Genomic DNA, 23,649 nt, shown 5'->3' with positions numbered 1-23,649 from the left:
TCCTCGACATCCGGGTCACGACTTCGACTGCTTGACCAGCCCTGAAATGACATCGCGTACGGACATGCCTTCGGCGCGGGCTGCGAAAGTCAGCGCCATGCGGTGTTCCAACACTGGCTCGGCGAGTGCATGAATGTCGTCGATCGACGGTGCAAGCCGGCCTTCGTAAAGGGCGCGGGCGCGGGCGCAGAGCATCATCGCTTGGCCGGCACGCGGACCTGGACCCCAGGCGACATGCTTGTCCGTCGAGGCATTGCCCTGGCCTGGGCGGGCCGAGCGCACGAGCGACAGGATCGCATCGACGACGCCGTCACTGACGGGCATCTGGCGGATGAGTTGCTGGATTTCCAGCAAGCGTTCGGCGTCGATGACCGCCTGTGGCGTCGCTTCGCTTAAGCCGGTGGTTTCGAGCAGGATGCGGCGTTCATCCGCAAGCTCGGGATAATCGACGTCGACCTGCAGCAGGAAACGGTCGAGCTGGGCTTCCGGCAGCGGATAAGTGCCTTCCTGCTCCAACGGATTCTGTGTTGCGAGAACGTGGAAGGGAGCAGGAAGGTCATAACGTTGGCCGGCGATGGTGACGTGATATTCCTGCATGGACTGCAGCAGGGCGGACTGCGTGCGCGGCGAGGCGCGGTTGATTTCGTCGGCCATCAGCAATTGCGCGAAGACCGGACCCTTGACGAAACGGAAGGAACGGCGGCCGGTTTCGTCCTGGTCCATGACCTCGGAACCGAGAATATCCGAGGGCATGAGGTCCGGCGTGAACTGCACGCGGTTGGAGGCAAGGCCGAGAACGGCGCCGAGTGTCGTCACCAGCTTCGTCTTGGCGAGACCCGGTACGCCCACCAGCAAGGCATGACCGCCGGCGAGCACGGCCAGAAGCGTGTTTTCCACGACGCTTTCCTGACCGAAAATGACCTTCGACACCTCCTGGCGAACGGCGGCGATATCGCCCAGTGCCTTTTCGGCTGAGGCAATGATGGCCTGCTCGTCGAGGCTCGTTTCGGTCGATTTGATCATGCCCATTTGCGTCTCCAATGGCAGAAAAACGGTGCGCGTGATTCGCAGACGTTACACATTTGCCTCATAATCAATACAACTTATCGCCAGCAAGACCGCTGACAAGCACGTTTCAAATGACTATCTCGTGAGAACTGTCATATTCCTGACTAACGACCAACCGGGACAGAAGAATGGCAACCGAGGAAATCAGGACAACGGGCGATGCCGCAAGCCTCGCGGCGCTGATTTCGCGCGCGGCTGGCGATAGCGGTGGCTCCAAGAAGGGTTTGCCGCCCGTCGATCGCTGGAATCCGCCCTTCTGCGGCGATATCGACATGGAGATCCGCGCCGACGGCACCTGGTTCTATCTCGGCACGCCGATCGGTCGCGCGCCGCTGGTGCGGCTGTTTTCCACAGTTCTGCGCAAAGACGAGGATGGGAAGACCTATCTCGTGACGCCTGTGGAAAAGGTGGGTATTCGCGTGGTCGACGCGCCGTTCGTGGCCGTCGAGATGAGCGTGACGGAGCGTGAGGGCAGACGGGTGCTGACCTTCCGCACCAATGTCGGCGATGTCGTCGAGGCAGGCAGGGATCATCCAATCCGCTTCGTCATCAGCGGTGAGAACGATGAATTGAAGCCTTATCTGCATGTCCGCGGGCGGCTTGAGGCTCTGGTGACGCGTGCGGTCATGTACGATCTCATCGAGCTTGGTGAGCCCGTCGTGATTGCCGGGCGAGAGATCTTCTGCGTGCGTTCCGGCAGCTCCATATTTCCCGTCATGCCGGTTGCCGAACTGGATGCACTGACTCGATGAATGAATTTCCCCTTTATTCCGCGGATGAATTCCGCCGTCGCGCCCTCCATCAGAGTGGCGGACCGGTGGAGCTTGCCTGGCGCGATCACGGCGATCATCTTCTCAATCCCGAGACCATTTCACAGGTCGCGGACCTGAAGCTCAAGGATGCCGCCGTGCTTGTGCCCGTCGTTGACAGCGGCGACGATGCCAAGGTGATCTTCACGCTTAGAACTTCGACGCTGCGCAAGCATTCGGGCCAGATCGCCTTTCCGGGTGGTGCCATCGATCCAGAGGACGCGTCGCCGGAAATGGCGGCGGTGCGCGAAGCGGGCGAGGAAATCGGGCTTGCCGATATCTTCATCGAGCCCGTCGCGCGGCTGCCGCATTATCTGGCAGCGACCGGCTTTCGCATCACGCCCATTCTCGCCGTGGTGAAGCCGGGCTTTCACCTGGCTCTCAATCCGACCGAAGTGGAGGATGTCTTCGAGGTGCCGCTCTCTTTCCTGATGGACCCCGGCCACCACGTGACCGACACGATGCTTTGGCAGGGGACGGAACGCCATTTCTACCGCATGCCCTATGGGCAGCGCATGATCTGGGGCATTACCGCGGGCATCGTCCGCACGCTTTATGAAAGGCTTTATACATGACGTCCGTTGCCGATGAGGCCTGGTTTCGCGATGAGGCATTGCAGCGGGTGCTGGCGCTGCTCGATGCCGATGGCGGCGAGGGGCGCGTGGTCGGTGGTGCCGTCCGCAACAGCCTGATGGGGCTGCCCGTCGCCGATATCGATATAGCCACAACTCTTTTGCCGGAAACGGTTGTGGAACGAGCAGAGGCGGCCGGAATCAGGGCGGTACCAACAGGCATTGCGCATGGTACGGTCACTCTGGTCATCGACGGAAAGCCGTTCGAAATCACCACCTTGCGACGCGATGTGGAGACGGATGGGCGGCGCGCCGTAGTGGCCTTCAGCCAGGATTGGCAGGCCGATGCCGAGCGGCGGGACCTGACGATCAATGCGCTCTATGCATCCGCCGACGGCGAGGTCGCGGATCTCGTCGGCGGGCTTGCCGATCTGGAACGCCGCAATATTCGGTTCATCGGCGATGCTGCGACGCGGATTGCCGAGGATCACTTGCGCATCCTGCGCTTCTTCCGCTTCTTCGCCTATTATGGCAGCGGCCGTCCCGATGCCGATGGCTTGCGCGCCTGTGCCGCCGCAAAGTCGAAGATATCAACACTCTCGGCCGAGCGTGTCTGGTCCGAGATGAAGAAGCTGCTGGCAGCCCCGGACCCGGGCAGGGCGCTGCTCTGGATGCGCCAGATCGGCATTTTGACTGAAGTGCTGCCGGAAACCGAGAAATGGGGCATCGACGCCATTCCTGGGCTGATCGCCGCCGAAGAGGCTCTCGGCTGGCCGTCGGAGGCTCTACTTCGTCTTGCAGCCATTGTGCCGCCCGATGCGGCAAGGCTTGCCAAGCTTGCCGAGCGACTGCGCCTCTCGAAAGCGGAAGGCTCCTATCTGCAGGCCTGGGCGAATGCGCCCATCGTCAAGGACGATATTTCAGAGGCGGCCTTCGATCGCCTGCTTTATCGCCATGATCCGACCGGCGTCGCGGTTCGCCTTAAGTTGGCGCTGGCCGTTGCGCGGAGCAAGGCGGAAGGCGATTTCGAGGAAATGGCCCGCGTGGCGCGGCTCGGGAAATTGTTGGAACGGACGGCAAAATGGAAGAAGCCGGCTTTTCCGCTCAATGGCGCTGATGCGCTTGCCGCGGGCGTCAATGCGGGTCCGCGCGTGGGCGAGCTTCTTGGCAAGATCGAGCAGGAATGGCTCGATGGGAATTTTGCGATGAACCGGGCGAGCCTTCTCGCCCGACTCAAGGACTTAGCCAACGCCTGATAATGAGACCTGCATAGCGGGACTGACTGGCCAGCCTGCCGATCAGGCTGCGTTTGCCTCGTCGCGAATTCGGGCCTTGATATTGTCGACCATGTTTTCGCGGATGATGGTTTCGCCATGCGCTTCGCGCATGTGCTCGACCGCGCGACGAACCACCTCGGCGTCATCCTTGGCGCGAGTATGCCAGGCGCAACCGGGCACGAGCGTACCACATTCGAACAGTCGCATATCTTCCTCCTCATCTTTCAGCGGATTCTCGCCCTACAAAGGACCTGAAGACCTAAACGCAACGAACGAGAAAAGGTTTCTGCCGTCCGGCAAGTCTCCAGCTTGCCGGCGGCTTTCCGGACATTAATCCGGCATCGCCCAGGATTTGAAGCAATCCGACGATTGATAGCGAGTGATAGGCACTTGCTTGGCCGAACGATCGGCCGCGAAGCGGGCGATATCGCTCGGTGATTCGCCCGCCAGCTGCATCCTCACCTGCTCTATGAAGCAGGAAAGGGGCAGATCGGATCCACTGCGGATCCGCATATCCTCCGCCAGTCGGATGATGAACTCCGGACTATCGACTGTGCGCGAAAGTTTCCGTTCTTTCGAAGCTTCCGTGACTTGTTTCTCTGCTGCCATTACAACCTCCTCCGATTGAAACGAGCATTAGATCACTTAGGCACTCCTCCCGCCGATTTCAGGACACCGTCCGATCATTTCATGTTGAACGTCTCAGCGCATCGCGATCTTTCGGATTCGTTCGCTGCGCTTGAAGTTCGAAGCTTTCCCTGCGTCGTTATCGCAAATCGCCGCCTGCTTTTGCGCGACGTGTCTTAGGGCCAGCGCACCACCGGCGGCAGAGACGATAGGATCGACTCCACGTTGCCGCCTGTCTTCAGTCCGAATATTGTACCCCTATCGTACAGCAAATTGAACTCCACATAACGTCCGCGACGAATTAATTGCTCGTCGCGATCCTCTTCCGTCCATGTTTCGTTGAAATTCGAGCGGACAATGCGCGGGTAAACCATCGCGAAGGCGCGGCCGACGTCGCGGGTGAAGGCGAAATCGGCATTCCAGCCGCCGGCGTCTTCCGAAGAATGCAGCCAATCGAAGAAGATGCCGCCGATGCCACGCGGCTCGTTGCGGTGCTTTAGGAAGAAATATTCGTCGCACCAACTCTTGTAGCGTTGGTAGTCGGCGACGGCATGGCGGTCGCAGACGATCTGCATGGCGCGGTGGAAGAGGGCGCTGTCGGGATCTTCCTGGGTGCGTCGGCGATCGAGTACCGGCGTCAGGTCGGCGCCGCCGCCGAACCACTGGCTCGTCGTCACCACCATGCGCGTGTTCATATGCACGGCCGGCACGTTAGGATTGACGGGGTGGGCGATCAGCGAGAGCCCCGAGGCCCAGAAGCGGGGATCTTCCTCGGCGCCCGGAATCTGGCTGCGGAAATCGGGAGAGAATTCGCCATAGACGGTCGAGGTGTGGACGCCGACCTTCTCGAAGACGCGCCCCTCCATCATCGACATGCGGCCGCCGCCGCCCTGGCCCTTGTCCCTCTGCCAGTCCTTGGCGACGAAGCGGCCTGGTTCCTGGTCGGAAAGGGGGCCGGTCAGCTCGTTCTCCAGCTGCTCGAACTCAGCGCAGATCGTGTCGCGCAGGCCCTCGAACCAGTGTCGCGCTGCCTCTTTCTTTTCTTCAATATCCTCGGGTAATCCCTTGGGAAGATTGGGTCGTTCCATTCATGCTCTCCGACGGTGCGAGCAGCCGGCGGCCCGCGATTCGCACCGTATGTATCGTGAGTTGGAATATCAGCAAGATTGCGGCGCAGCCAGTGCAGCAACGTCGCAGGAGAATCGACTCGCAAATTTCACAATGCGGTATTATGTTCCCTCTCTCAAAGGCGAGGTTTTATCATGAAGATACCCGGACCGCCGCCCCTGGATGGGTTGAGAAACAGAATATTCCGTTATCGGCAGGACCATCCCGCCGGTGGAAAGAGTGAATTCGTTCGCGAGACCTTTTGTCTCAGTCGCCCCGAAGCGCGCGAAAAGGCGCGTGAATGGTTCAACGAGTTCCCGAAAGCCGCCTATTGGACCGAGGTCGAAAGCTGGCGTCAGGTCGACGGCGATCGCATCGAATTCACCATGCGGCGCTTGCCGTCGGCGGACTGAACTGAACGATACGGCGCTCGCATCGACGGGTGATGGCTCTCGAAGTGTGTTCCCGTTCCTCCGAGGCTGGCTGGCGATTGGTCGTCAGCTCAATGCGGCATGGTCGGTGACGGATCATCCGACGGGCCGAACGCGGCCGGCTGAGCGCTTGGCATAGGCCTCGCGGAGAAAGCTTTCTTGACCTTCTCGATCGCAGTCGTATTACCGCCGGCCGAAGGCGGCGGAGACTTTGTCTCCTGTATTGCCGCCGGTTCGGCCGCGGCACCGAGCTTTGCAGCTTGGTGTTCTTCAGCTTTCTGATCTTCGGCAATGGGTGATGCCGCGAGAATCTCCATCAGCGTGATGGTCACCGGCAGGTGGCCGCCCAAATCGGTGTTCGTGTGATGCCATGCATGCGCGACGCGCTGATCGGCGTGGATGAACCGTCGGGAATTGATCTCTCCAAACCAGTCCCACTCGCCCATGACATCGATGACATCGTTGAATACCGGAGGCATTGCGATGCGCGCGCCGATCGTCACGATCTTCGTATGCCGCGCCAGCTCAGCAACTCGTCCTTCATCCTGCTTCGAGAGGTTATGCAGGGCGGCAGAAAGGACGAGATTGCCTTTGGAGTGTCCCGCCAGTAGAGGGAAGGAGAGTCGGGGATCGGCGAGAAGCGCCTGTACCGTTCTGGTGTCCAGGCTGGTGCGGGCAGCCGTTTCATTGCGCTGCGCTCCAACCTTGGGCCGGCCGGCAAGATCATCCAGCCTTTCAAGCAACGGCCGCAGCCCCCTCAAATGACCGAAGAAAAACGATCCGCCAAAGGCTTCAGTGATGGCGTCGGCGATGCCGTAGCCTGAGACGACAACGGCGACTGGTGCGTCGATCGCATCGGCCACGTTGCGGGCAAAGGCGGCGGCACCGAGCGCGGAACCGCCGATGCCGGCGACTGCGAGCGCCCGGGCATTGCCGCCGCCGCGCAAGACAAATTCATCGATGGTTTCGCAGAGGGTGAGCGCCCCAAGGCCGCTCGGCGGCACGATCAGGATCGCGCCTTCGGCGGCGAGCGAGTCACTGATGTAGAAAGCTTCCTCGGGTGTAATGACCTTGACGTCGTAGAACAGCGCATCGAGAGCGAGGTTGCGCTGGCGAAGGCCCTCAAGCGCAAGGTTGCGCAAAGGGGAGTGCTGGAGCCGTTCGGGGAGGCTCAATGTACGTGCGAACTGCGTCAGGGAAAGCGTGAATGCCGTCTGGAACATGGGTCACCTCGCCAAGGTTGCCTGAGTTAGAGCATTCCAGAGCGAAGCTTCTCACACTTTATCCGGCGTGCCAACGCCTATTCGGGTGCGACATTCAGGCCCGGTGCAGCCCCAGTGCGGTAAGCGGCGGCCATTGCGTTTGCCGCAAGGCTTCCCCCGATATCATGGCGGCCGACATCGCAACATTGATGGAGCGTTGGCCCTCCACCATGGGGATCAGGACGCGGCCATCGGCCTTTTCATGCACATGCTCCGGCACGCCGGCGCTTTCGCGGCCGAAGAGGAGGATATCGTCGTCGCGATAAGCAAAATCCGTGTAGCGCTGGGCCGCCTTCGTTGAAGCCAGCACCAGCCGCCGCCCGCTTTCCTGCCTCCACGTCTCGAAGCGCTCCCAATTGACGTGCCTGGTCAGGGTGACGGCGGCAAGATAATCCATGCCGGCGCGCTTCAGATTGCGGTCCGATATGTCGAAGCCGGCCGGCTCGATAATGTCGACGCCGAGGCCGAGGCAGGCGGCGAGCCGCAGGATCGTGCCGGTGTTGCCGGGAATGTCGGGTTGGTAAAGGGCGATGCGCAGTTTTGTCATATGCTGCAACTAGCGAAATCGCCTGGATTTGTCTCAGATTTTTCGCGCGCCCTTCATTTCCGTGATGTCTCCTATAAAGAGAATTGAAGGATTCAGCCCATTTTTCAGGCATATTTCGCTTTTCAAACAGAAAAAGTCGCGCTAAAAGACGAGCGCTCTACAACTTGCGAAAGAAGGAGGCACAGATGGATATCTTGTTTGTGATAATGCGCCTCCAGGCCGTGAACTCACGGATTTGACTGGCGCTACAAGGCGCGTATTCGCAAGTACCCCCCTTCTTTAAGTCATTGCGCGGCCGGCATGGCCTCGTTGTTTTATCACCCGGCCACCATATGAGTCTGCGATCTTTCAGCGCAGTGGGTGGTCGAAGGGTCGAGTCTTTGGAGCATTTCAATGTTTAGCTGGTTCGAACGCCGACTAAATCCATTTCCGAGCGAGGTGCCGGACACTCCGCCGCGCGGCCTTTTCGCCTTCTGTTGGCATTATTCCAAGCCGGCTCTGCCATGGCTGATCGCTATGAGCATCCTCACCATGTCGATCGCGATCGGTGAGGTGGCGCTGTTCCAGTTCCTCGGCGATATCGTCGACTGGCTGACACATGCGGATAAGGCGACCTTCCTGCAGACGGAATGGCACAAGCTGTTCTGGATGGGCGCGATGGTGCTGATCGGCTTGCCGGCTGCGGCGATCCTCGACAGCTTCATCATGCACCAGGTGCTGCTCGGCAACTATCCGATGATCGCGCGCTGGCAGATGCACCGCTTCCTGCTGCGCCACAGCATGACCTTTTTCGCCAATGAGTTCGCCGGCCGCGTCGCCACCAAGGTGATGCAGACCTCGCTTGCCGTGCGCGAGACGGTCATGAAGATCCTCGACGTCTTCGTCTACGTGTTCACGTACTTCCTGTCGATGATCCTTGTCATCGCGGCGGCTGACTGGCGGCTGATGATTCCGATCCTGGCCTGGCTTGGCGTCTATGTCGCCATTGTCGCCTATTTCGTGCCGGTGCTACGCAAGATCGCTGCGCAGCAGGCCGATGCGCGTTCGATGATGACGGGCCGTGTGGTCGACAGCTATACCAACATCGCCACGGTGAAGCTGTTCTCGCACGCTGGCCGCGAAGAGAAGTATGCGAGGGCCGGCATGGAGGAATTCCTCGATACCGTGCACAAGCAGATGCGCAAGGTGACGCTGTTCCACGCATCGGTCTATTTCAACAACTGCGCGGCGCTGTTCATCGTCTCGTCTCTGTCGATCTGGTTCTGGCTCAGCGGCTCGATCTCCGTCGGCTCCATCGCCATTGCCATCGGCCTTGCCATGCGTGTCAACGGCATGTCGCAATGGGTGATGTGGGAAGTCTCGGCGCTCTTCGAAAATATCGGCACCGTCTATGACGGCATGGAGATGATGACGAAGCCGCACGATATCGTCGACAAGCCGGCAGCATCGCCGATCGTGGCCAAGCAAGGTGCGATCCGCTTCGACCACATTCGCTTCCATTACGGCAAGGCGAAGGGTGTCATGGAGGATCTGACCCTCGATATCCGCGCCGGCGAAAAGGTCGGCCTTGTCGGCCGCTCCGGTGCCGGCAAGACGACACTGATGAACCTGCTGCTGCGCTTCTACGATCTGGAGGGCGGCCGCATCACCATCGACGGCCACGATATCGCGGGCGTCACGCAGGACAGCCTTCGCTCGATGATCGGTGTGGTGACGCAGGACACGTCGCTGCTGCACCGATCCATCCGCGACAACATCGCCTACGGCCGTCCGGACGCGACCGACGAGGAAATCATCCAGGCGGCCAAGCGCGCCAATGCCTGGGACTTCATCGAGGGGCTGGTGGATATGCATGGCCGCACCGGGCTCGACGCGCAGGTCGGCGAGCGGGGTGTCAAACTGTCAGGCGGCCAGCGCCAGCGTATTGCGATCGCCCGCGTCTTCCTGAAGGACGCGCCGATCCTGGTGCTCGACGAGGCAACCTCGGCGCTCGATTCCGAAGTGGAAGCAGCGATCCAGGAAAACCTCTTCGCGCTGATGCACGGCAAGACGGTGATTGCCATTGCCCATCGCCTGTCGACGCTGACCGAGATGGACCGCCTCGTCGTTCTCGACAAGGGTCGGATCATCGAGATGGGCACACATCAGGAACTGGTCGAGGAGGGCGGCATCTATGCCGAACTCTGGAGCCGGCAATCGGGTGGGTTTTTGGCGGATCACGAGGAGGCCGAGGCGGCGGCGGAGTGATGAAGGGAAAATTGGGGTGCTTCGGCACCCCATCATTGTTTCAGCGATCTTCTCGTCCGTGCCATATGCGCAGAATGAAAACAGTCGAGCCTGCAATTTCGTAGCGCATTTCATAAGCGCCTACCAGGATGCGCCTGACGTCGCGAGGCTCGAATTCTTCAAGTCTTTCCCCGATGCGCGGATGCTGAAGGAGCTGCAGCGGAGCGGATGAAAGAGTTTGTGCGGCTCTGATTGCCGCAGGCCTGTTGACCGGTGCCAGAAAGTCGTAGACGCGGATCAAATCGGATTGTGCTTTCGCAGTCCACTTGATTTCGATCAACGGGATTGAGCCTCGTCTTCCGACGTGCCCAAGTCGCGCACCCAATCCCAAATAAGCTGATGGTCGACAACATTCCCGGCATCCACATCGGCCAGTGCTTCAAGTGTCAGCCTGTGACGCTCTTCCTGCAGAGCGACCCAATCATTGAGTGCTTGCTTCACGATCCATCCCCGGGAGCGCTCCAGCCGAGCGGCTATCTGGTCAACTTTTTCCGCCAACGACAGCGGAACATGTGTCGTCAGAACTTTCGTGTCGGCCGTCTTGTTGTTCATTTCGATCGCGTCCTATTCCTTGCTATAAAATAGGCGAATGATGGATTTTGTATAGATTTATCGGATTCAATCTTTCTGATTAAGTTTGATTAAATCACCGATGAAGAACGGAACTTCAAGTGCGCGGCTGAACATGAAGAAAATATAACCTTTTCTGCGGCACGCCGTGAGTTTGCGCGTGTCTCAAAATTCCCTATATCGCTGGCATGTTCATCCGTTCCGTGTTCCGTCTGTTCGAGACCTGGATTGATCCTTACTATCGCAGCGGCGATCTTCGGCCGCCGCGGTCGCTCGGTGCCTTCATCTGGTACTATGTCGGTCAGGCCAAGGGGCCTTTCCTGGCGATGGCGGCACTCGGCGGTGCCGTCGCGATGCTCGAGGCGGCGCTGTTCTGGTTCGTCGGGCATCTCGTCGATATCCTTGACAAGGTGAAGCCGGGCGAGGGGTGGTCGGGGCTGCTTGCCGGCCATGGCGCGGCGCTGCTCGGCATGGTTTTCGTCGTGCTCGTGGTGCGCTTCGTTGTCGTCAGCCTCGGCGCATTGGTCGAGGAACAGGTGGTCGTGCCAGGGTTTCTCAATCTCGTGCGCTGGCAGGCTTATCGCCATGTGGCGAGGCAGTCCGTCGAATTCTTCCAGAACGATTTCTCCGGCCGTGTCGTCACCAAGGTCTGGTCGGCGGGGCAGGCGACGGGCGATCTCGTTGTGTCGCTGCTGCAGGTCGTTTGGTTCATCATCATCTATGCCGCATCGACCATCGCGCTGGTCGGCGGGCTGGACTGGCGGCTGGCGCTGGTCATCGCGGTCTGGATCGGCGTCTTCTCCCTGCTTGCGCGATATTTCGTGCCACGCATCCGCCGGCATGCGCGCAACGCGGCCGAAGCGTCCTCGATGCTGAACGGCCGCATGGTCGATGCCTACGCCAATATTCAGACGTTGAAGCTCTTTGGCCGGGAGGAGCAGAACGACCACTACATCCGCAATGGTTTCGACCGCTTCCAGGCCGCCGTCATGCCGTTCACACGATTGTTGACCGGCGTGCGCTCATCGCTGGCGCTGCTGTCAGGCGTCATGATCACCATGATCGGCGCGCTCGCCGTCCATCTCTGGCTGGCGGGTGAAATCTCGACCGGAGGCGTCGCCTTCACGCTCAGCATGGTGCTGCGCCTGAACATGCTCTTCGGCCGGATGATGTCGCAGTTCAATGCCATCATGCGCAATCTCGGCACCATTCAGAATTCGGCCGAGATGATCTCCGAGCCCGTCGGTCTGGTCGATCGGCCTGATGCCAAGGATCTGGTCGTCACCGGGCCGGAAATTCGTTTCGACGATGTGACGTTTCACTATGGGCGCGGCGGCGGCATCATCGACAATTTCTCTCTCAACGTACGCGCGGGCGAAAAGGTCGGCATCGTCGGCCGCTCGGGAGCGGGCAAGACGACGCTCGTCAATCTGCTGTTGCGTTTCTACGATCTTGAGGGTGGGCGTATCCTGATCGACGGACAGGATATTGCCGCCGTCAGGCAGGAGTCGCTGCGTAGCGCGATCGGCATGGTGACGCAGGACACCGCTCTCCTCAATCGCTCCATCCGCGATAATATCCTCTTCGGTCGGCCTGACGCTACCGACGAGCAGATGGTGGAGGCGGCCCAGCGGGCGGAGGCGGATCGCTTTATCACCGCCCTCGAAGATCAGAAGGGGCGCACCGCTTATGCCGCCCATGTCGGCGAGCGCGGTGTCAAGCTTTCAGGCGGCCAACGCCAGCGCATTGCGATCGCGCGCGTCATGCTGAAGGACGCGCCCATTCTCGTGCTCGACGAGGCGACGTCCGCGCTGGATTCGGAAGCCGAAGCCGTACTGCAGTCCAATCTGGATGGGCTGATGCAGGGCAAGACCGTGCTTGTGATCGCGCATCGGCTGTCGACCATCGCTAAGCTCGACCGGTTGATCGTCATCGACAAGGGCGAGGTCATCGAAGAGGGGACGCATGACGAGCTGATCGCTCGGGGTGGCCTTTATTCCGAACTCTGGGCACGTCAGTCCGGCGGTTTCATTGCGGCGGATGCAGATTGAGCCACTCTGAAACTCGCCGGATCATTTCTGCCGAGGCACGCTGAACTCCGTCATCAGGCCGAAATGGTTCGAGCCCATGGCGTCGCGGATCTGCTTTACGGATATCAGCCGCAACGGCGCGCGAGCGAAGACGTGATCGATGGTGATGCCATAGGCGCCCGCAGCAATCGGCCATGTGGCGGGCTCGGGAAAGGCATGGCGAAGGCCGGTTGCCGCCAGGAAGTCGCGCATATCGGGCGTGATGACCGAGGCGTTGAAATCTCCTGCGAGAATCAACGGCCCTTTCACGTCATTAAGGACCGGAGCGAGGAGGCCAAGCTCGATCTGGTGGAACGCATCGAAATAAGGCTTGCTCAGATGAACGGAGGCGAAGTTCACGGGCTGGCCGTCCATGTCGATGGTGGCGAGAATGAAGCGATTGTCCCAGAGGCTGCCGAGGCTGCGCATGAGTTGGGTTTGGAACGGTCTCTTCGACAGCAGCAGGGAATCGCAATCGGTGGTCATCACGCCGCAGCCGATGCGGTTGGGATAGACTTTCAAGATGCGGTCCATCTCGGAAAAGATCGGTCCTGCCTCGAAGATTTCGACGACGTCGGCTTTCGAGGCGATGATGAGATCGGCGATGCGAGGGCCGTTTTCGAAATTGCTGTCCTCTATGTTGAAGGAGAGCAACCTGAAATGCTCGCCGCTCGCCTCAGCCGAAGCGACGAGCGAAGACGTGGTGTATTGCTGCAGCATGAGGACGGAGTGAACCAGCAGGATGATCCCTGCGGCAGTCAGGAAGAGCGCATACCAGTGACGCTTGAAGGCGAATGCGATCAAGGCGAGCAGGATCGCGAACAGGCTTATATGGGTCTGCAGACTTTCGAAAAAGGCCAGCAGCCAGGAATCGGCGACGTAACGCGCGGCTAGGATGCCGACCGCCAGTGTGGCGAGAACGCATAGGACGCAATAAATCGTGTGTCTCATGAGAAGTTCTCGTGCTTCGTTTTTGCTGCTTCGTATGCGCAAGATAGCAAGTGCAATCCTCCATAAATCCCGGGGGAAATCCATTTGGATTTAAGTGGTAAAGCGCAGGTCACACTGAGTGGCGAAAGTGGTGATACCGCAGTGCCTTCCGCAATGCAGCATTGAAATCATTGTCTATTTTGCCTTGCAATATAAGAAGATACTACAGAAATCCCCAGATTTTTCATGGGTTTAACTTTTCGCATCGGTACAGAAAGAGTTCAGGCTCCAGCCTTGCGACGCAATAGCGCAGTTTTGCCGCGACATTGTGCCCTGACCCCTTGCCAAGACTGGACATAATTTGCGATCAAGCTTAGAACGCAGCGGGTTACGGAGGAATCTATGGCGGAATTATGGTCGCATTGATTCGCCGTTAGTGAGAGGGGTACCGCGGTTTTGCCGTGGTTTGCGGGAAGAGGATGTGCAGCTTTGAGCGAGCATAGTACGACAGTTGAGTCCAGCGGCGAGCCGACTCGTCGCGATTTCCTTTATTTGACGACAGGTATGGCCGGTGCGGTGGGTGCAGTTGCCGTCGCATGGCCGTTTATCGACCAGATGCGTCCGGACGCATCGACACTTGCTCTTGCATCCATCGAAGTCGATGTGTCGAGCCTTGAGCCCGGCATGTCGTTGACGGTGAAGTGGCGCGGTAAACCCGTCTTCATCCGTAACCGCACGCAGAAAGAAATCGACGATGCCAAGGGTGCGCAGCTTTCGGACTTGAAGGATCCAATCGCCCGCAACGCCAATCTTCCGTCCGATGCACAAGCAACCGACGTTGCCCGTTCGGCCGGGGAGGGCAAGGAAAACTGGCTCGTCATGATCGGCGTCTGCACCCATCTGGGTTGCATTCCACTCGGCCAGGCAGGTGAATATGGCGGGTGGTTCTGTCCCTGCCATGGTTCGGTCTACGATACCGCCGGTCGCATCCGTCACGGGCCTGCGCCGCAGAACCTCTTCATCCCGCAATATGCGTTTACGTCGGAAAAGAAGATCAAGGTCGGTTGAGGGGGAGCTGAATCATGAGTGGTCATTCGTCCTACGAGCCATCGACAGGGCTCGAAAAATGGGTAGACGCGCGGCTTCCGCTGCCGCGTATGGTCTACGATAGTTTCATCGCCTATCCGGTTCCCCGCAACTTGAACTATGCCTATACGTTCGGCGCCATGCTGGCGGTCATGCTGGTCCTGCAGATCCTGACCGGCGTCGTGCTGGCGATGCATTACGCGGCCAACACGGCGATTGCGTTCAACTCGGTCGAAAAGATCGTCCGCGACGTCAATCACGGCTGGCTGTTGCGGTACATGCACGCCAATGGCGCATCTTTCTTCTTCGTGGCCGTCTACCTGCACATTGCCCGCGGCCTCTACTACGGCTCCTACAAGGCGCCGCGCGAAATCCTCTGGATTCTCGGCGTGATCATCTACCTCCTGATGATGGCGACCGCCTTCATGGGCTACGTTCTGCCCTGGGGTCAGATGTCTTTCTGGGGTGCGACCGTTATCACCGGTTTCTTCTCGGCCTTCCCATGGGTCGGCGACTGGATCCAGACCTTCCTGCTCGGCGGCTTCGCCGTCGATGATCCGACGCTCAACCGCTTCTTCTCGTTGCACTATCTGCTGCCGTTCATGATTGCAGGTGTCGTCATCCTGCATATCTGGGCGCTGCATGTGACCGGCCAGACGAACCCGACCGGCGTCGAAGTGAAGCTGAAGACCGACACTGTCGCCTTCACGCCCTATGCGACGCTGAAGGATGCGCTTGGTGTCTCCATCTTCCTGCTGGTCTTCGCCTATTTCGTCTTCTACCTGCCGAACTTCCTCGGTCATGCCGATAACTACATCCCGGCCAACCCGCTGAAGACGCCGGCTCATATCGTTCCGGAATGGTACTTCCTGCCGTTCTACGCGATGCTGCGCTCGATCACCTTCAACATCGGCCCGATCGACTCCAAGCTCGGTGGCGTTCTGACGATGTTCGGCGCGATCATCGTGCTGTTCTTCCTGCCCTGGCTCGATACGTCGAAGATCCGCTCGGCCGTCTATCGTCCCTGGTACAAGCTGTTCTTCTGGCTGTTCATCGCCGATGCCATCCTGCTCGGCTGGCTGGGCTCGCAGCCCGCGGAAGGCATCTACACCACGGCTGCGCAGTTTGCGACGCTGTTCTACTTCCTCTTCTTCCTCGTCATCATGCCTGTGCTCGGCATTGTCGAGACACCGAGGCGCATTCCAAATTCGATTACGGAAGCGGTTCTTGAGAAACAGGGCGGTAAAGTTGCCGCTTCGGTTCAAGCATAACCGGCGATAGAGGAAGAAAACGATGAAAAAACTTGTTGTCGGCCTTCTATCCTTGACGCTCATCGGCGGCCTCTCGACCGCTGCCGTGATCGCTGCGGAAACGAAGCCTGCCGCGGAAGCAGAGACGCCGCACTATCCGCTGAAGGAGCCGCGCGAGCAGCATTGGACCTTCTCCGGCCCGTTCGGCTATTATGACAAGGCGCAGCTGCAGCGTGGCCTGAAGGTCTACACGGAAGTCTGTTCCGCCTGCCATTCGATGAAGCTGGTGGCTTACCGCACGCTGGAAGACCTCGGCTATACGGAAGCACAGGTGAAGGCCTTCGCTGCCAATTACGAAGTGCAGGACGGCCCGAACCCTCAGGGTGAAATGTTCAGCCGCAAGGCGCTTCCGTCTGACCATTTCAACTCGCCGTTCCCGAATGACGAGGCTGCTGCGGCCTCCAACAACGGGGCCGTGCCGCCCGATATGTCGCTGCTTGCCAAGGCACGCGAAATCGAGCGCGGCTTCCCGCAGTTCATCTTCGACATCTTCACGCAGTATCAGGAAGGTGGGCCGGACTATATCTACTCGCTGCTGACCGGCTACGAAGAGCCGCCGGCCGGGTTCAAGGTGCCGCAGAACTCGCACTATAATCCGTATTTCGATGCGGCTGCGACCTTTGCGATGCCGAAGCCGCTTTCCGACGGCCAAGTGACCTATGACGATGGCTCGCCGCAGACTGTGGACCAGTATGCGCGCGACGTGGCGGCGTTTCTGATGTGGACCTCCGAACCGCATCTGGAAGATCGCAAGCACCTTGGCTTCATGGTCATGGTATTCCTGCTGATCTTCTCAATCTTGATCTATCTCACCAAGCGTTCCGTCTATGCAAAGGCCGGCGCTCACTGAGCATCGCGACAATGATCGAGAAAAGGCGGCCCGGCGAGGTCGCCTTTTTTGTTGGTATAGCGCCCTGGTATTGATAGGGTGCAACCGGCCCTATCACAGCCTGAGAGACTATATTTGATGAACACTATTGCTTCGGAGCTTGCCGCCAGCATCCGCTCCATTCCGGATTACCCCAAGCCCGGCATCATCTTTCGCGATATCACGACGATGCTTGGCGACGCCAGGGCATTCCGCCGTGCTGTCGATGCGCTGGTGCAGCCTTACGCCGGCACGAAGATCGACAAAGTCGCCGGAATGGAAGCACGCGGCTTCATTCTCGGAGGGGCGGTGGCCCACCAGCTTTCGTCCGGCTTCGTGCCGATCCGCAAGAAGGGCAAGCTGCCGCACGACATCGTCCGCATCGCCTACAGCCTGGAATATGGTGTCGACGAAATGGAGATGCACCGTGATGCGGTCAATCCGGGTGAGAGGGTCATCCTCGTCGACGACCTGATCGCGACGGGCGGAACCGCCGTCGGCGCGACGAAGCTTCTACGCCAGATCGGCGCCGAAGTGGTTGCCGCCTGCTTCGTCGTCGACCTGCCTGAACTTGGTGGCCGCAGGAAGCTCGAGGAGCTTGACGTGCCGGTTCACACACTGGTGGAATTTTCCGGTCACTGACCGCGTTCGGAAGATTGGCGAGGGCCGTTATGAACGGCCCCGCAGCTCGCTATTCAGAGGCAAGCACCGTGCTTTCGAACCGTAGGGCCGGCAAGCCGTCCTGGTTTATTCCGTCACAAGCGAGTGTGTAGAGCGTCCAGCCCAGGCGCGAGGCCAAAGCGCGGCTACCAAGGATCGCAACGCCATAACTGATGGTATCGCCGGCAAAGACGGGCCGCAGCCATTGCAGCTTCGTAAAGCCGGGCGAGGGGCCGAGAACGGGCGGCGTCTTGCCCTCGGCGGTCAGTCTTGCCGTTTCGGATTTCCAGTAATCGACGAAGCTGCGCATCCACATGGAGCAGCTATGCCATCCCGAGGCACAGAGGCCGCCGAACAAGGAATGCTTGGCTGCTTCCGCATCCATATGGAAGATTTGCGGGTCGAAGCGCGAGGCAAAATGGACGATGCCCTCAGGCGTGAAGGTATGGCTGCCGATGTCGATGCGTTCGCCGACAGCGTAGAGGTCGCTCATCTTCATGCCGAAACCTCCGCGACGCTGCGCATGCGGATCATGACCGCATTCTCTCCGAGGCAGACCAGTTCGCCGCGTTGATTTTCGACCTCGTGGCGAAACTTGACGATGCCGATGCCGGGGCGAGAACGCATGGCGCGTATCTCCACGACGATGGACCGGCCAGAGAGTGTATCTCCGGCCAGAACGGGCTTTTTCCACTCCATGAAATCGATGCCGGGCGCGCCTTCGGCATCGGTGGCAAGGAGATAGGAGTCGCACATCATGCGCATGAACATGGACGATGTATGCCAGCCGGAAGCGGCAAGGCCGCCGAGAATGCTGGCACGGCCGGCTTCCTCGTCCAGATGCATCGGTTGTGGGTCGAATTCGCTAGCGAACTCGATGATCTCCGCCGCCGTTACATGCTTTGGGCCGAGCGGAAATTCTCGTCCCGGCAGGAAGTCTTCGTAGACGAATTTCGTCATATCTTCTGTCGTCCTCCACGTCTCGTTTATCGGCAATCGCATGGCCCGCGGTGCTGGCGCAAGCATTTTCACGGTCAATACAAAGAAGGGACGACGATGACTGTCTATTGGCCGCCGACAGCCCTTGATTGTATGCCGGCGATATGTTGAGGCTTGGTCGTGGCAAGATGATGTGAGAGCTGGAATGAGCGAACTCAAAGTCGCATTGGAAGAGGCAGCCGGCGCGGGGATCATTTCCTCCAGTCAGGCCGAGAGATTGCTGCCCTATCTGGCGGACAAGAACATCGGTGCGTTGCCGACCGGACAGGGTCTCTCTGCACCGCGTTTTCCAGATGATCCCAACCCTCTGGAGGATACGGAAGCGCCGCGTTTCGTGCGGGGCTTTCACGATGTGCTCATCACTATCGGTCTCGTCGTTTTGCTCATGGGGCTATGGGGGCTGGCGAACCGTTATGCGCCCTTGCTGGCAATCGTCGTCCTGGCCGAGATCCTGGTGCGCCGACAGCGGTTGGCGCTTCCGGCCGTGGTCTTGACCGTCGCGCTCGTTGTCTGGATTTTTTACATGGTGGTCAGCTATGTGAGTTCCACACCGACGCTGAGCGATAATTTCACGGTCGGCGCAATCGTGCTGGTGGCGCCATTTCCGCTGTCGCTGGCCTTGTTTTACTGGCGCTACCGCGTCCCGCTGTCGCTGGCCTTGTTCCTGTTTTCGCTGTTTGGCCTGTTTCTCGCCGCAGTTTTCTATGTCGCCGGCACGGTAACTGGCTCTTCGAATGTGCCAGCGGATTACCCCATCCAGACGATGATGATCCTGCTGGTGACCGCGCTTGGCAGCTTTGCATTGGCAATGCGCTATGATCTCAGCGATCCGCAGAGAGTTACGCGCCGGTCCGACGTTGCCTTCTGGCTGCATCTCGCAACGGCGCCGGCTCTGCTTTATTCGACGATCCTCTTGGCCTTGCGCCTCGAGCTCGCCAGTAGCGGCATGGTCTTCACCAATCTCACCGATGCCCTCTTCGGGGGCTATCTGCAGGCGGTGACCGTCCTCGTTGCGGTGCTGGTGATGATGCTGATCGGGCTCGTCATCGATCGCCGCGCCTTTGTGACTGCCGGCCTCGTGTCGCTGGGCTTGGCGACGGCAGCCATCCTCAGGCACAATAATGCCGAGCTCGACAAAGTCGGATTCCTGGTGCTGATGATTGTCGGTCTGGTCGTGCTCGTTATCGGCATCGGCTGGGCCGATCTGCGGCGCATCGTCGTGCGACGCCTGCCTGCCGGTCTGCAGGCGAGATTGCCGGCGCTGAGATAGAGCTTTTCCGCTTTTCTTCGAATCGCGAAAACGCTCTATCCTTTTGTTTTAGAGCGGGATGCCGAAAAGTGTGCGCGGTTTTCGGACGACATCCCCCTCTAACTTTTTAATTTAGAGACGGATTCAGATTTCAGGTCGAACAGACCTGAAATCATCCGGCTCTAATGCATTTCCGGACGGAAAACCGCTTCGCACTTTTCCTGAAATTGCTTAGGCGCCGGCAAGATAAAAGCGATCAGGTGTTGAAGCGGAAGTGGATGACGTCGCCGTCCTGGACGACGTATTCTTTGCCTTCGTCGCGTGCCTTGCCGGCTTCCTTGGCACCGGTTTCGCCGTTGTAGGCGATGTAATCGTCATAGGCGATCGTGTTGGCGCGAATGAAGCCGCGCTCGAAATCCGAGTGAATAACGCCGGCGGCCTGCGGAGCCTTCGTGCCCTGTTCGATGGTCCAGGCGCGCGTTTCCTTCGGGCCTACCGTGAAATAGGTGATGAGGTGCAGGAGCTTGTAGCCTGCGCGGATCAGGCGATCGAGGCCGGCTTCGTCAAGGCCGAGCGCGGAGAGGAATTCCTTCGCCTCCTCATCGGGCAACTGCGCCACTTCCGCCTCGATAGCTGCGGAGATGATGACGACCTCCGAATTCTGCTCCTTGGCCATGGTAGCCACGGCCGCCGTATGCTCGTTGCCGGTCGCGGCATCGCCTTCGGCGACGTTGCAGACGTAGAGCACCGGATGCGAGGTCAGCAGGTTCAGGCTCTTGAGGATGCGGATCTCTTCGGCATCGAGCTTCGAGAGCAGCGTGCGAACCGGCTTGCCTTCCTGCAGCAGCTTCAGCGAGGCTTCCATGATCGGCAGCATCGCCATGGATTCCTTGTCCTTCCCGGTGGCGCGCTTGCGCGTCTGCTCGGTGCGGCGCTCAAGGCTCTCGAGATCGGCGAGCATCAGCTCGGTCTCGATCGTCTCGGCATCGGCGACGGGATTGATGCGGCCTTCGACATGGGTGATGTCGCTATCTTCGAAGCAGCGCAGTACATGCACGATGGCATCGACTTCGCGGATGTTGGCGAGGAACTGGTTACCGAGACCTTCACCCTTCGATGCGCCGCGCACGAGGCCGGCGATATCGACGAAGGAGATGCGCGTCGGGATCAGCTCCTTCGACTTGGCGACGTCGGCAAGCTTGCGCATGCGCGGATCCGGCACCGCGACTTCACCCGTGTTCGGCTCGATCGTGCAGAACGGATAGTTGGCCGCCTGTGCCGCCGCCGTCTTGGTCAGCGCATTGAACAGAGTGGACTTGCCGACATTCGGCAGCCCGACGATACCGCATTTGAAACCCATGGCACCTTGTCCATATCTTGAAAATCTTTGCTGTGCCTATGGGGGAAGGGCCGTTGCGGGTCAAGTCTTGTGCGGGCAAGGAGGCTTTTTTCTGCCGAAAGAGAGGCAGAAGTCGCGCGAATACTCCTTTGTATTACCTGAGAGGCGCTGTCGTCCTTGAACCGTGTAGTGCGCTGCACTATAATTTCCCTATTAGCCCAAAGCCTCTTTCCCTGTCGTCAACGGTGATGCCGATGAGTGACAATGATGTTGTCCTGAAACCGAAGACTAAAACGAAGCCGAAGGTCGAACGGCCGAAGCTCTACAAGATTATTCTCGTGAACGACGATTATACGCCGCGGGAATTCGTCATCATGGTGTTGAAGGCTGTCTTCCGCATGAGCGAGGAGACCGGCTATCGGGTGATGATGACGGCACATAAGCTCGGCACTTGCGTCGTCATGGTCTGTGCGCGCGATATTGCCGAGACGAAGGCGCAGTAGGCGGTCGATCTTGCCAAGGGCGCCGGCTTCCCGCTGATGTTTACGACCGAGCCGGAAGAATAGGAACGGCCGCTCTCACTGCGCGGGCCGGCGGATATGGAAGCCGGTCTTGTCCTGCTTGAAGCCGCAATTGGCGTAGAAACGCAGCGTAGCCGGATTTTTCGAGCCGGTCAGCAGCATGACCTTGTAGCAGTTCCTCTCCCAGGCGCTTGCGAACGCCTTATGGATGAGCGTGCCGGCAAGACCGCGCCGACGGTAGTCGGCATGGGTCACCACATTCTCGATCAGGGCATAGGGCGCGCCGCCCCGCGTGAGATTCGGGATAACAGTCAGCGTCACCGAGGAGACGGCCTGGTCTCCGTCAAAGGCGGCGAGGATCGTCATGCCGGGATGGGCGAGGATTTCCGCAAGGCGGCTCTCCGCCAGCCCTAGCTCGAGTATCGGATCTTCCGTGTTCAGGTGGCGATACAGTGCGAGCAACGTGGGGAGGTCCGCCATCGCGACCGAACGGATGGGGAGATTTGCCGCGCCTGCGATTGCTGCTTCCTGCACTTCAATCGTCCTTTTTGCCGAACATCCTCTTCAGCATTTCTGCCATAGGCCCGGTTTCCGGAACTTTCGGCTTGATCTGGTTGCGCGCCTGATGGATGTGGGACTTGGCGGGCGCCTTTTTCTCCGGCTTGGGCGCGTCGTCTTCCGCCTTGCCGCCAAGGGCAAGCGCGATCTTGTTCATTAACTGCGAATCTTCACCGCGCACCAGCATGTCGGCATTGTCGGCGAGCGCGTCGAAGAGCGGCTCCAGCCAGTCCCTGTCCACTTTGGCGAAATCGCCGAGAACGTGATTGTGCACCAGTTCCTTGGCGCCGGGATGACCGATGCCGAGCCGGAGACGACGATAGTCCTTGCCGCAATGGGCGTCGATGGATTTGATACCGTTATGGCCGCCATGGCCGCCGCCGGTCTTCAGCCGCGCCTTGCCGGCTGGCAGATCGAGTTCGTCATAGATGACGACGAGATCGGACGGCTGCAGCTTATAGAAGCGCATGGCTTCGCCGATGGCTTCGCCCGAGAGGTTCATGAAGGTTTGCGGCTTGATGAGCAGCACCTTCTGGCCGCCGAGTTCGCCTTCGGCAATCTCCGCCTTGAATTTCTTCGACCAGGGCGAAAAGCTGTGGCGGCGATGGATCGCATCCACGGCCATGAAGCCGATATTGTGGCGGTTGCCCTGATATTTGGCGCCCGGATTGCCGAGGCCCGCGATGAGAAGCATACGCTTCACCCCTTCGAAAATGCCGATGTCCTTCACCACAGCGATTTGACGGCAAAGTCAAGGCGGGATGCGGTCAGTCGCCGAGGTGCAGGCCGTACTTCAGGAAAATCCGCCTTTGCGTTCCGTCGGCAATCAGCGCATTCAGAGCTACCTGCATCCTGTTCAGGAGATCGGTCGGGAAATCCTTGTGGCAGGCGATCCCCATGGGCTGTTGCGAGAGAAGGGTCACCTTCTCCACGGCGTTGCCCTCTTTCTGCAACTTGTCGAAATAGAATTCCGAGATCGGCATCAGGTCGATACGGTCGCTCATCAGCTTCTTGAGCGCGGCCTTGAAGTCGCTGCCGACGTCGATGCGCGGGAAATCGTTCCGGTGCAAGAGCGCTTCCGTATAATCTTCTCGCCAGGTGCCGACGAGATATTTCCTGGCTTCGGCGATGTTGCCGGCGGTAACGCTGGAGCCGCTATGCTTGATCAAAACATTACGGTCGATCAGCACCGGCTGCACCCATTTGAAGAGCTTGTCGCGTTCTTCGTTGTGAGCTGCGACGAATACGCAGGTCATGGGTTCCATCAGCGCCTGATTGTAGGCTCGCGCCCAAGGCATGATGTCGATCGTATAGTTGACGCCGACATCGGTCATCACCTTCCGCACCTGGTCGGTGGTCGCTCCGACTACGGTCTTACCCTCACGATAGTTGAAGGGCGGATATTCCTCGGTGGTGAAATGGATCGTCTCGGCGTGGACGGAGGAGAAGAGCGTGAGCGAAAACAGGCTGGTAGCAATCATAAGCAGCGGTTTTCGCATGCGGT

General features: G+C 59.4%; 26 protein-coding genes and 1 pseudogene. 12 read left to right on the top strand and 15 right to left on the bottom strand.

Annotation, left to right across the window (positions count from 1 at the left end; translation table 11 throughout):
- Positions 1 to 15: 15 nt before the first annotated feature.
- Positions 16 to 1,029 (bottom strand): AAA family ATPase, encoded by a 1,014-nt coding sequence (locus tag AC13QY_RS10335; protein WP_113420497.1) that lies wholly within the window; start codon positions 1,027 to 1,029, stop codon positions 16 to 18.
- A 167-nt stretch (positions 1,030 to 1,196) separates the two neighbouring features.
- Here AC13QY_RS10335 and AC13QY_RS10330 point away from each other — a divergent pair, with 167 nt between their 5' ends.
- The 3 genes from AC13QY_RS10330 to AC13QY_RS10320 are packed head-to-tail and all read left to right on the top strand — an operon-like array spanning position 1,197 to position 3,705.
- On the top strand, positions 1,197 to 1,820 hold the full coding sequence (locus tag AC13QY_RS10330; RefSeq protein ID WP_069612680.1) for a DUF1285 domain-containing protein: 624 nt from the start codon (positions 1,197 to 1,199) through the stop codon (positions 1,818 to 1,820).
- Entirely contained in the window at positions 1,817 to 2,452 is a 636-nt protein-coding gene (locus AC13QY_RS10325; protein WP_113332228.1) for a CoA pyrophosphatase, read from the top strand. The genes AC13QY_RS10330 and AC13QY_RS10325 overlap by 4 nt, the downstream gene beginning before the upstream one ends.
- The gene (locus tag AC13QY_RS10320) at positions 2,449 to 3,705 is read left to right on the top strand and encodes a CCA tRNA nucleotidyltransferase (RefSeq protein WP_152092624.1); all 1,257 of its coding nucleotides are present in this window, start codon (positions 2,449 to 2,451) and stop codon (positions 3,703 to 3,705) included. Before AC13QY_RS10325 ends, AC13QY_RS10320 begins: the two co-directional genes overlap by 4 nt.
- Positions 3,706 to 3,747: 42 nt before the next feature.
- Here the strand turns inward: AC13QY_RS10320 and AC13QY_RS10315 are convergent, their stop codons facing one another.
- From AC13QY_RS10315 to hemF, 3 genes are all read right to left on the bottom strand, one after another.
- A complete protein-coding gene (locus AC13QY_RS10315) occupies positions 3,748 to 3,933 on the bottom strand; it encodes a DUF1059 domain-containing protein (protein WP_075851104.1) in 186 nt (61 codons plus the stop codon).
- Positions 3,934 to 4,056: 123 nt separating this feature from the next.
- Complete coding sequence (locus tag AC13QY_RS10310) at positions 4,057 to 4,335, bottom strand: hypothetical protein (RefSeq protein WP_488493430.1); 279 nt, start codon at positions 4,333 to 4,335, stop codon at positions 4,057 to 4,059.
- 194 nt (positions 4,336 to 4,529) lie between these two features.
- Entirely contained in the window at positions 4,530 to 5,441 is a 912-nt protein-coding gene (hemF, locus tag AC13QY_RS10305; protein WP_113351843.1) for an oxygen-dependent coproporphyrinogen oxidase, read from the bottom strand.
- A 171-nt stretch (positions 5,442 to 5,612) separates the two neighbouring features.
- On the opposite strand from hemF, the gene AC13QY_RS10300 reads away from it, so the two are divergent.
- Entirely contained in the window at positions 5,613 to 5,873 is a 261-nt protein-coding gene (locus AC13QY_RS10300) for a hypothetical protein (protein WP_041677939.1), read from the top strand.
- Positions 5,874 to 5,962: 89 nt separating this feature from the next.
- On the opposite strand, the gene AC13QY_RS10295 is transcribed toward AC13QY_RS10300, so the two are convergent.
- Entirely contained in the window at positions 5,963 to 7,114 is a 1,152-nt protein-coding gene (locus AC13QY_RS10295; protein ID WP_113395371.1) for a hypothetical protein, read from the bottom strand.
- A 94-nt stretch (positions 7,115 to 7,208) separates the two neighbouring features.
- Positions 7,209 to 7,700, bottom strand: a complete 492-nt coding sequence (locus AC13QY_RS10290; protein ID WP_113395370.1) for a tRNA (cytidine(34)-2'-O)-methyltransferase — start codon at positions 7,698 to 7,700, stop codon at positions 7,209 to 7,211.
- Between the two features lie 393 nt (positions 7,701 to 8,093).
- Between AC13QY_RS10290 and AC13QY_RS10285 the strand changes: the two genes are divergently transcribed.
- Positions 8,094 to 9,947, top strand: coding sequence for an ABC transporter ATP-binding protein (locus tag AC13QY_RS10285; protein ID WP_113395369.1), 1,854 nt, complete (start codon positions 8,094 to 8,096; stop codon positions 9,945 to 9,947).
- Between the two features lie 40 nt (positions 9,948 to 9,987).
- Here the strand turns inward: AC13QY_RS10285 and AC13QY_RS10280 are convergent, their stop codons facing one another.
- Positions 9,988 to 10,263 carry a type II toxin-antitoxin system RelE/ParE family toxin gene (locus AC13QY_RS10280; protein WP_112721478.1) on the bottom strand — a complete coding sequence of 92 codons (276 nt, stop codon included), beginning with the start codon at positions 10,261 to 10,263 and terminating at the stop codon, positions 9,988 to 9,990.
- The gene (locus AC13QY_RS10275; RefSeq protein ID WP_113332235.1) at positions 10,263 to 10,538 is read right to left on the bottom strand and encodes a CopG family ribbon-helix-helix protein; all 276 of its coding nucleotides are present in this window, start codon (positions 10,536 to 10,538) and stop codon (positions 10,263 to 10,265) included. The genes AC13QY_RS10280 and AC13QY_RS10275 overlap by 1 nt, the downstream gene beginning before the upstream one ends.
- Before the next feature lie 206 nt (positions 10,539 to 10,744).
- Between AC13QY_RS10275 and AC13QY_RS10270 the strand changes: the two genes are divergently transcribed.
- Complete coding sequence (locus tag AC13QY_RS10270) at positions 10,745 to 12,607, top strand: ABC transporter ATP-binding protein (RefSeq protein ID WP_113332236.1); 1,863 nt, start codon at positions 10,745 to 10,747, stop codon at positions 12,605 to 12,607.
- 21 nt (positions 12,608 to 12,628) lie between these two features.
- Here the strand turns inward: AC13QY_RS10270 and AC13QY_RS10265 are convergent, their stop codons facing one another.
- Positions 12,629 to 13,576 carry an endonuclease/exonuclease/phosphatase family protein gene (locus tag AC13QY_RS10265; RefSeq protein WP_113332237.1) on the bottom strand — a complete coding sequence of 316 codons (948 nt, stop codon included), beginning with the start codon at positions 13,574 to 13,576 and terminating at the stop codon, positions 12,629 to 12,631.
- 468 nt (positions 13,577 to 14,044) lie between these two features.
- Here AC13QY_RS10265 and petA point away from each other — a divergent pair, with 468 nt between their 5' ends.
- The 4 genes from petA to AC13QY_RS10245 all read left to right on the top strand — a co-directional run bounded on the left by petA (position 14,045) and on the right by AC13QY_RS10245 (position 17,461).
- Entirely contained in the window at positions 14,045 to 14,623 is a 579-nt protein-coding gene (gene petA / locus AC13QY_RS10260; RefSeq protein ID WP_113351847.1) for a ubiquinol-cytochrome c reductase iron-sulfur subunit, read from the top strand.
- A 14-nt stretch (positions 14,624 to 14,637) separates the two neighbouring features.
- Positions 14,638 to 15,912, top strand: coding sequence for a cytochrome b (locus AC13QY_RS10255; protein ID WP_112413580.1), 1,275 nt, complete (start codon positions 14,638 to 14,640; stop codon positions 15,910 to 15,912).
- 22 nt (positions 15,913 to 15,934) lie between these two features.
- A complete protein-coding gene (locus AC13QY_RS10250) occupies positions 15,935 to 16,801 on the top strand; it encodes a cytochrome c1 (RefSeq protein WP_069612669.1) in 867 nt (288 codons plus the stop codon).
- Between the two features lie 117 nt (positions 16,802 to 16,918).
- Positions 16,919 to 17,461: an adenine phosphoribosyltransferase gene (locus AC13QY_RS10245; protein ID WP_152092625.1), complete on the top strand. Its 543-nt coding sequence runs from the start codon at positions 16,919 to 16,921 to the stop codon at positions 17,459 to 17,461.
- 49 nt (positions 17,462 to 17,510) lie between these two features.
- Here AC13QY_RS10245 and AC13QY_RS10240 read toward each other — a convergent pair whose 3' ends face one another.
- Both AC13QY_RS10240 and AC13QY_RS10235 read right to left on the bottom strand, forming a co-directional pair.
- Complete coding sequence (locus tag AC13QY_RS10240) at positions 17,511 to 17,978, bottom strand: MaoC family dehydratase (protein ID WP_113351849.1); 468 nt, start codon at positions 17,976 to 17,978, stop codon at positions 17,511 to 17,513.
- Entirely contained in the window at positions 17,975 to 18,439 is a 465-nt protein-coding gene (locus AC13QY_RS10235) for a MaoC family dehydratase (protein ID WP_113332239.1), read from the bottom strand. Before AC13QY_RS10235 ends, AC13QY_RS10240 begins: the two co-directional genes overlap by 4 nt.
- A 184-nt stretch (positions 18,440 to 18,623) precedes the next feature.
- Between AC13QY_RS10235 and AC13QY_RS10230 the strand changes: the two genes are divergently transcribed.
- On the top strand, positions 18,624 to 19,748 hold the full coding sequence (locus AC13QY_RS10230) for a hypothetical protein (RefSeq protein WP_488493429.1): 1,125 nt from the start codon (positions 18,624 to 18,626) through the stop codon (positions 19,746 to 19,748).
- Positions 19,749 to 19,983: 235 nt separating this feature from the next.
- Here the strand turns inward: AC13QY_RS10230 and ychF are convergent, their stop codons facing one another.
- Complete coding sequence (ychF, locus tag AC13QY_RS10225; RefSeq protein WP_113351851.1) at positions 19,984 to 21,087, bottom strand: redox-regulated ATPase YchF; 1,104 nt, start codon at positions 21,085 to 21,087, stop codon at positions 19,984 to 19,986.
- Positions 21,088 to 21,320: 233 nt separating this feature from the next.
- On the opposite strand from ychF, the pseudogene clpS reads away from it, so the two are divergent.
- Positions 21,321 to 21,632, top strand: a pseudogene (gene clpS / locus AC13QY_RS10220) (ATP-dependent Clp protease adapter ClpS).
- Between the two features lie 12 nt (positions 21,633 to 21,644).
- Here the strand turns inward: clpS and AC13QY_RS10215 are convergent.
- From AC13QY_RS10215 to AC13QY_RS10205, 3 genes are all read right to left on the bottom strand, one after another.
- Positions 21,645 to 22,067, bottom strand: coding sequence for a GNAT family N-acetyltransferase (locus tag AC13QY_RS10215; RefSeq protein ID WP_113352038.1), 423 nt, complete (start codon positions 22,065 to 22,067; stop codon positions 21,645 to 21,647).
- A gap of 55 nt (positions 22,068 to 22,122) precedes the next feature.
- Positions 22,123 to 22,839 carry an aminoacyl-tRNA hydrolase gene (gene pth / locus AC13QY_RS10210; RefSeq protein WP_113352039.1) on the bottom strand — a complete coding sequence of 239 codons (717 nt, stop codon included), beginning with the start codon at positions 22,837 to 22,839 and terminating at the stop codon, positions 22,123 to 22,125.
- Positions 22,840 to 22,912: 73 nt separating this feature from the next.
- The gene (locus tag AC13QY_RS10205; RefSeq protein WP_113351852.1) at positions 22,913 to 23,644 is read right to left on the bottom strand and encodes a transporter substrate-binding domain-containing protein; all 732 of its coding nucleotides are present in this window, start codon (positions 23,642 to 23,644) and stop codon (positions 22,913 to 22,915) included.
- Between the last annotated feature and the right edge of the window lie 5 nt (positions 23,645 to 23,649).

It is taken from the genome of Martinezella sp. CNPSo 3795 (assembly GCF_057784475.1).
This window is presented reverse-complemented; position numbering and strand designations above follow the sequence as displayed.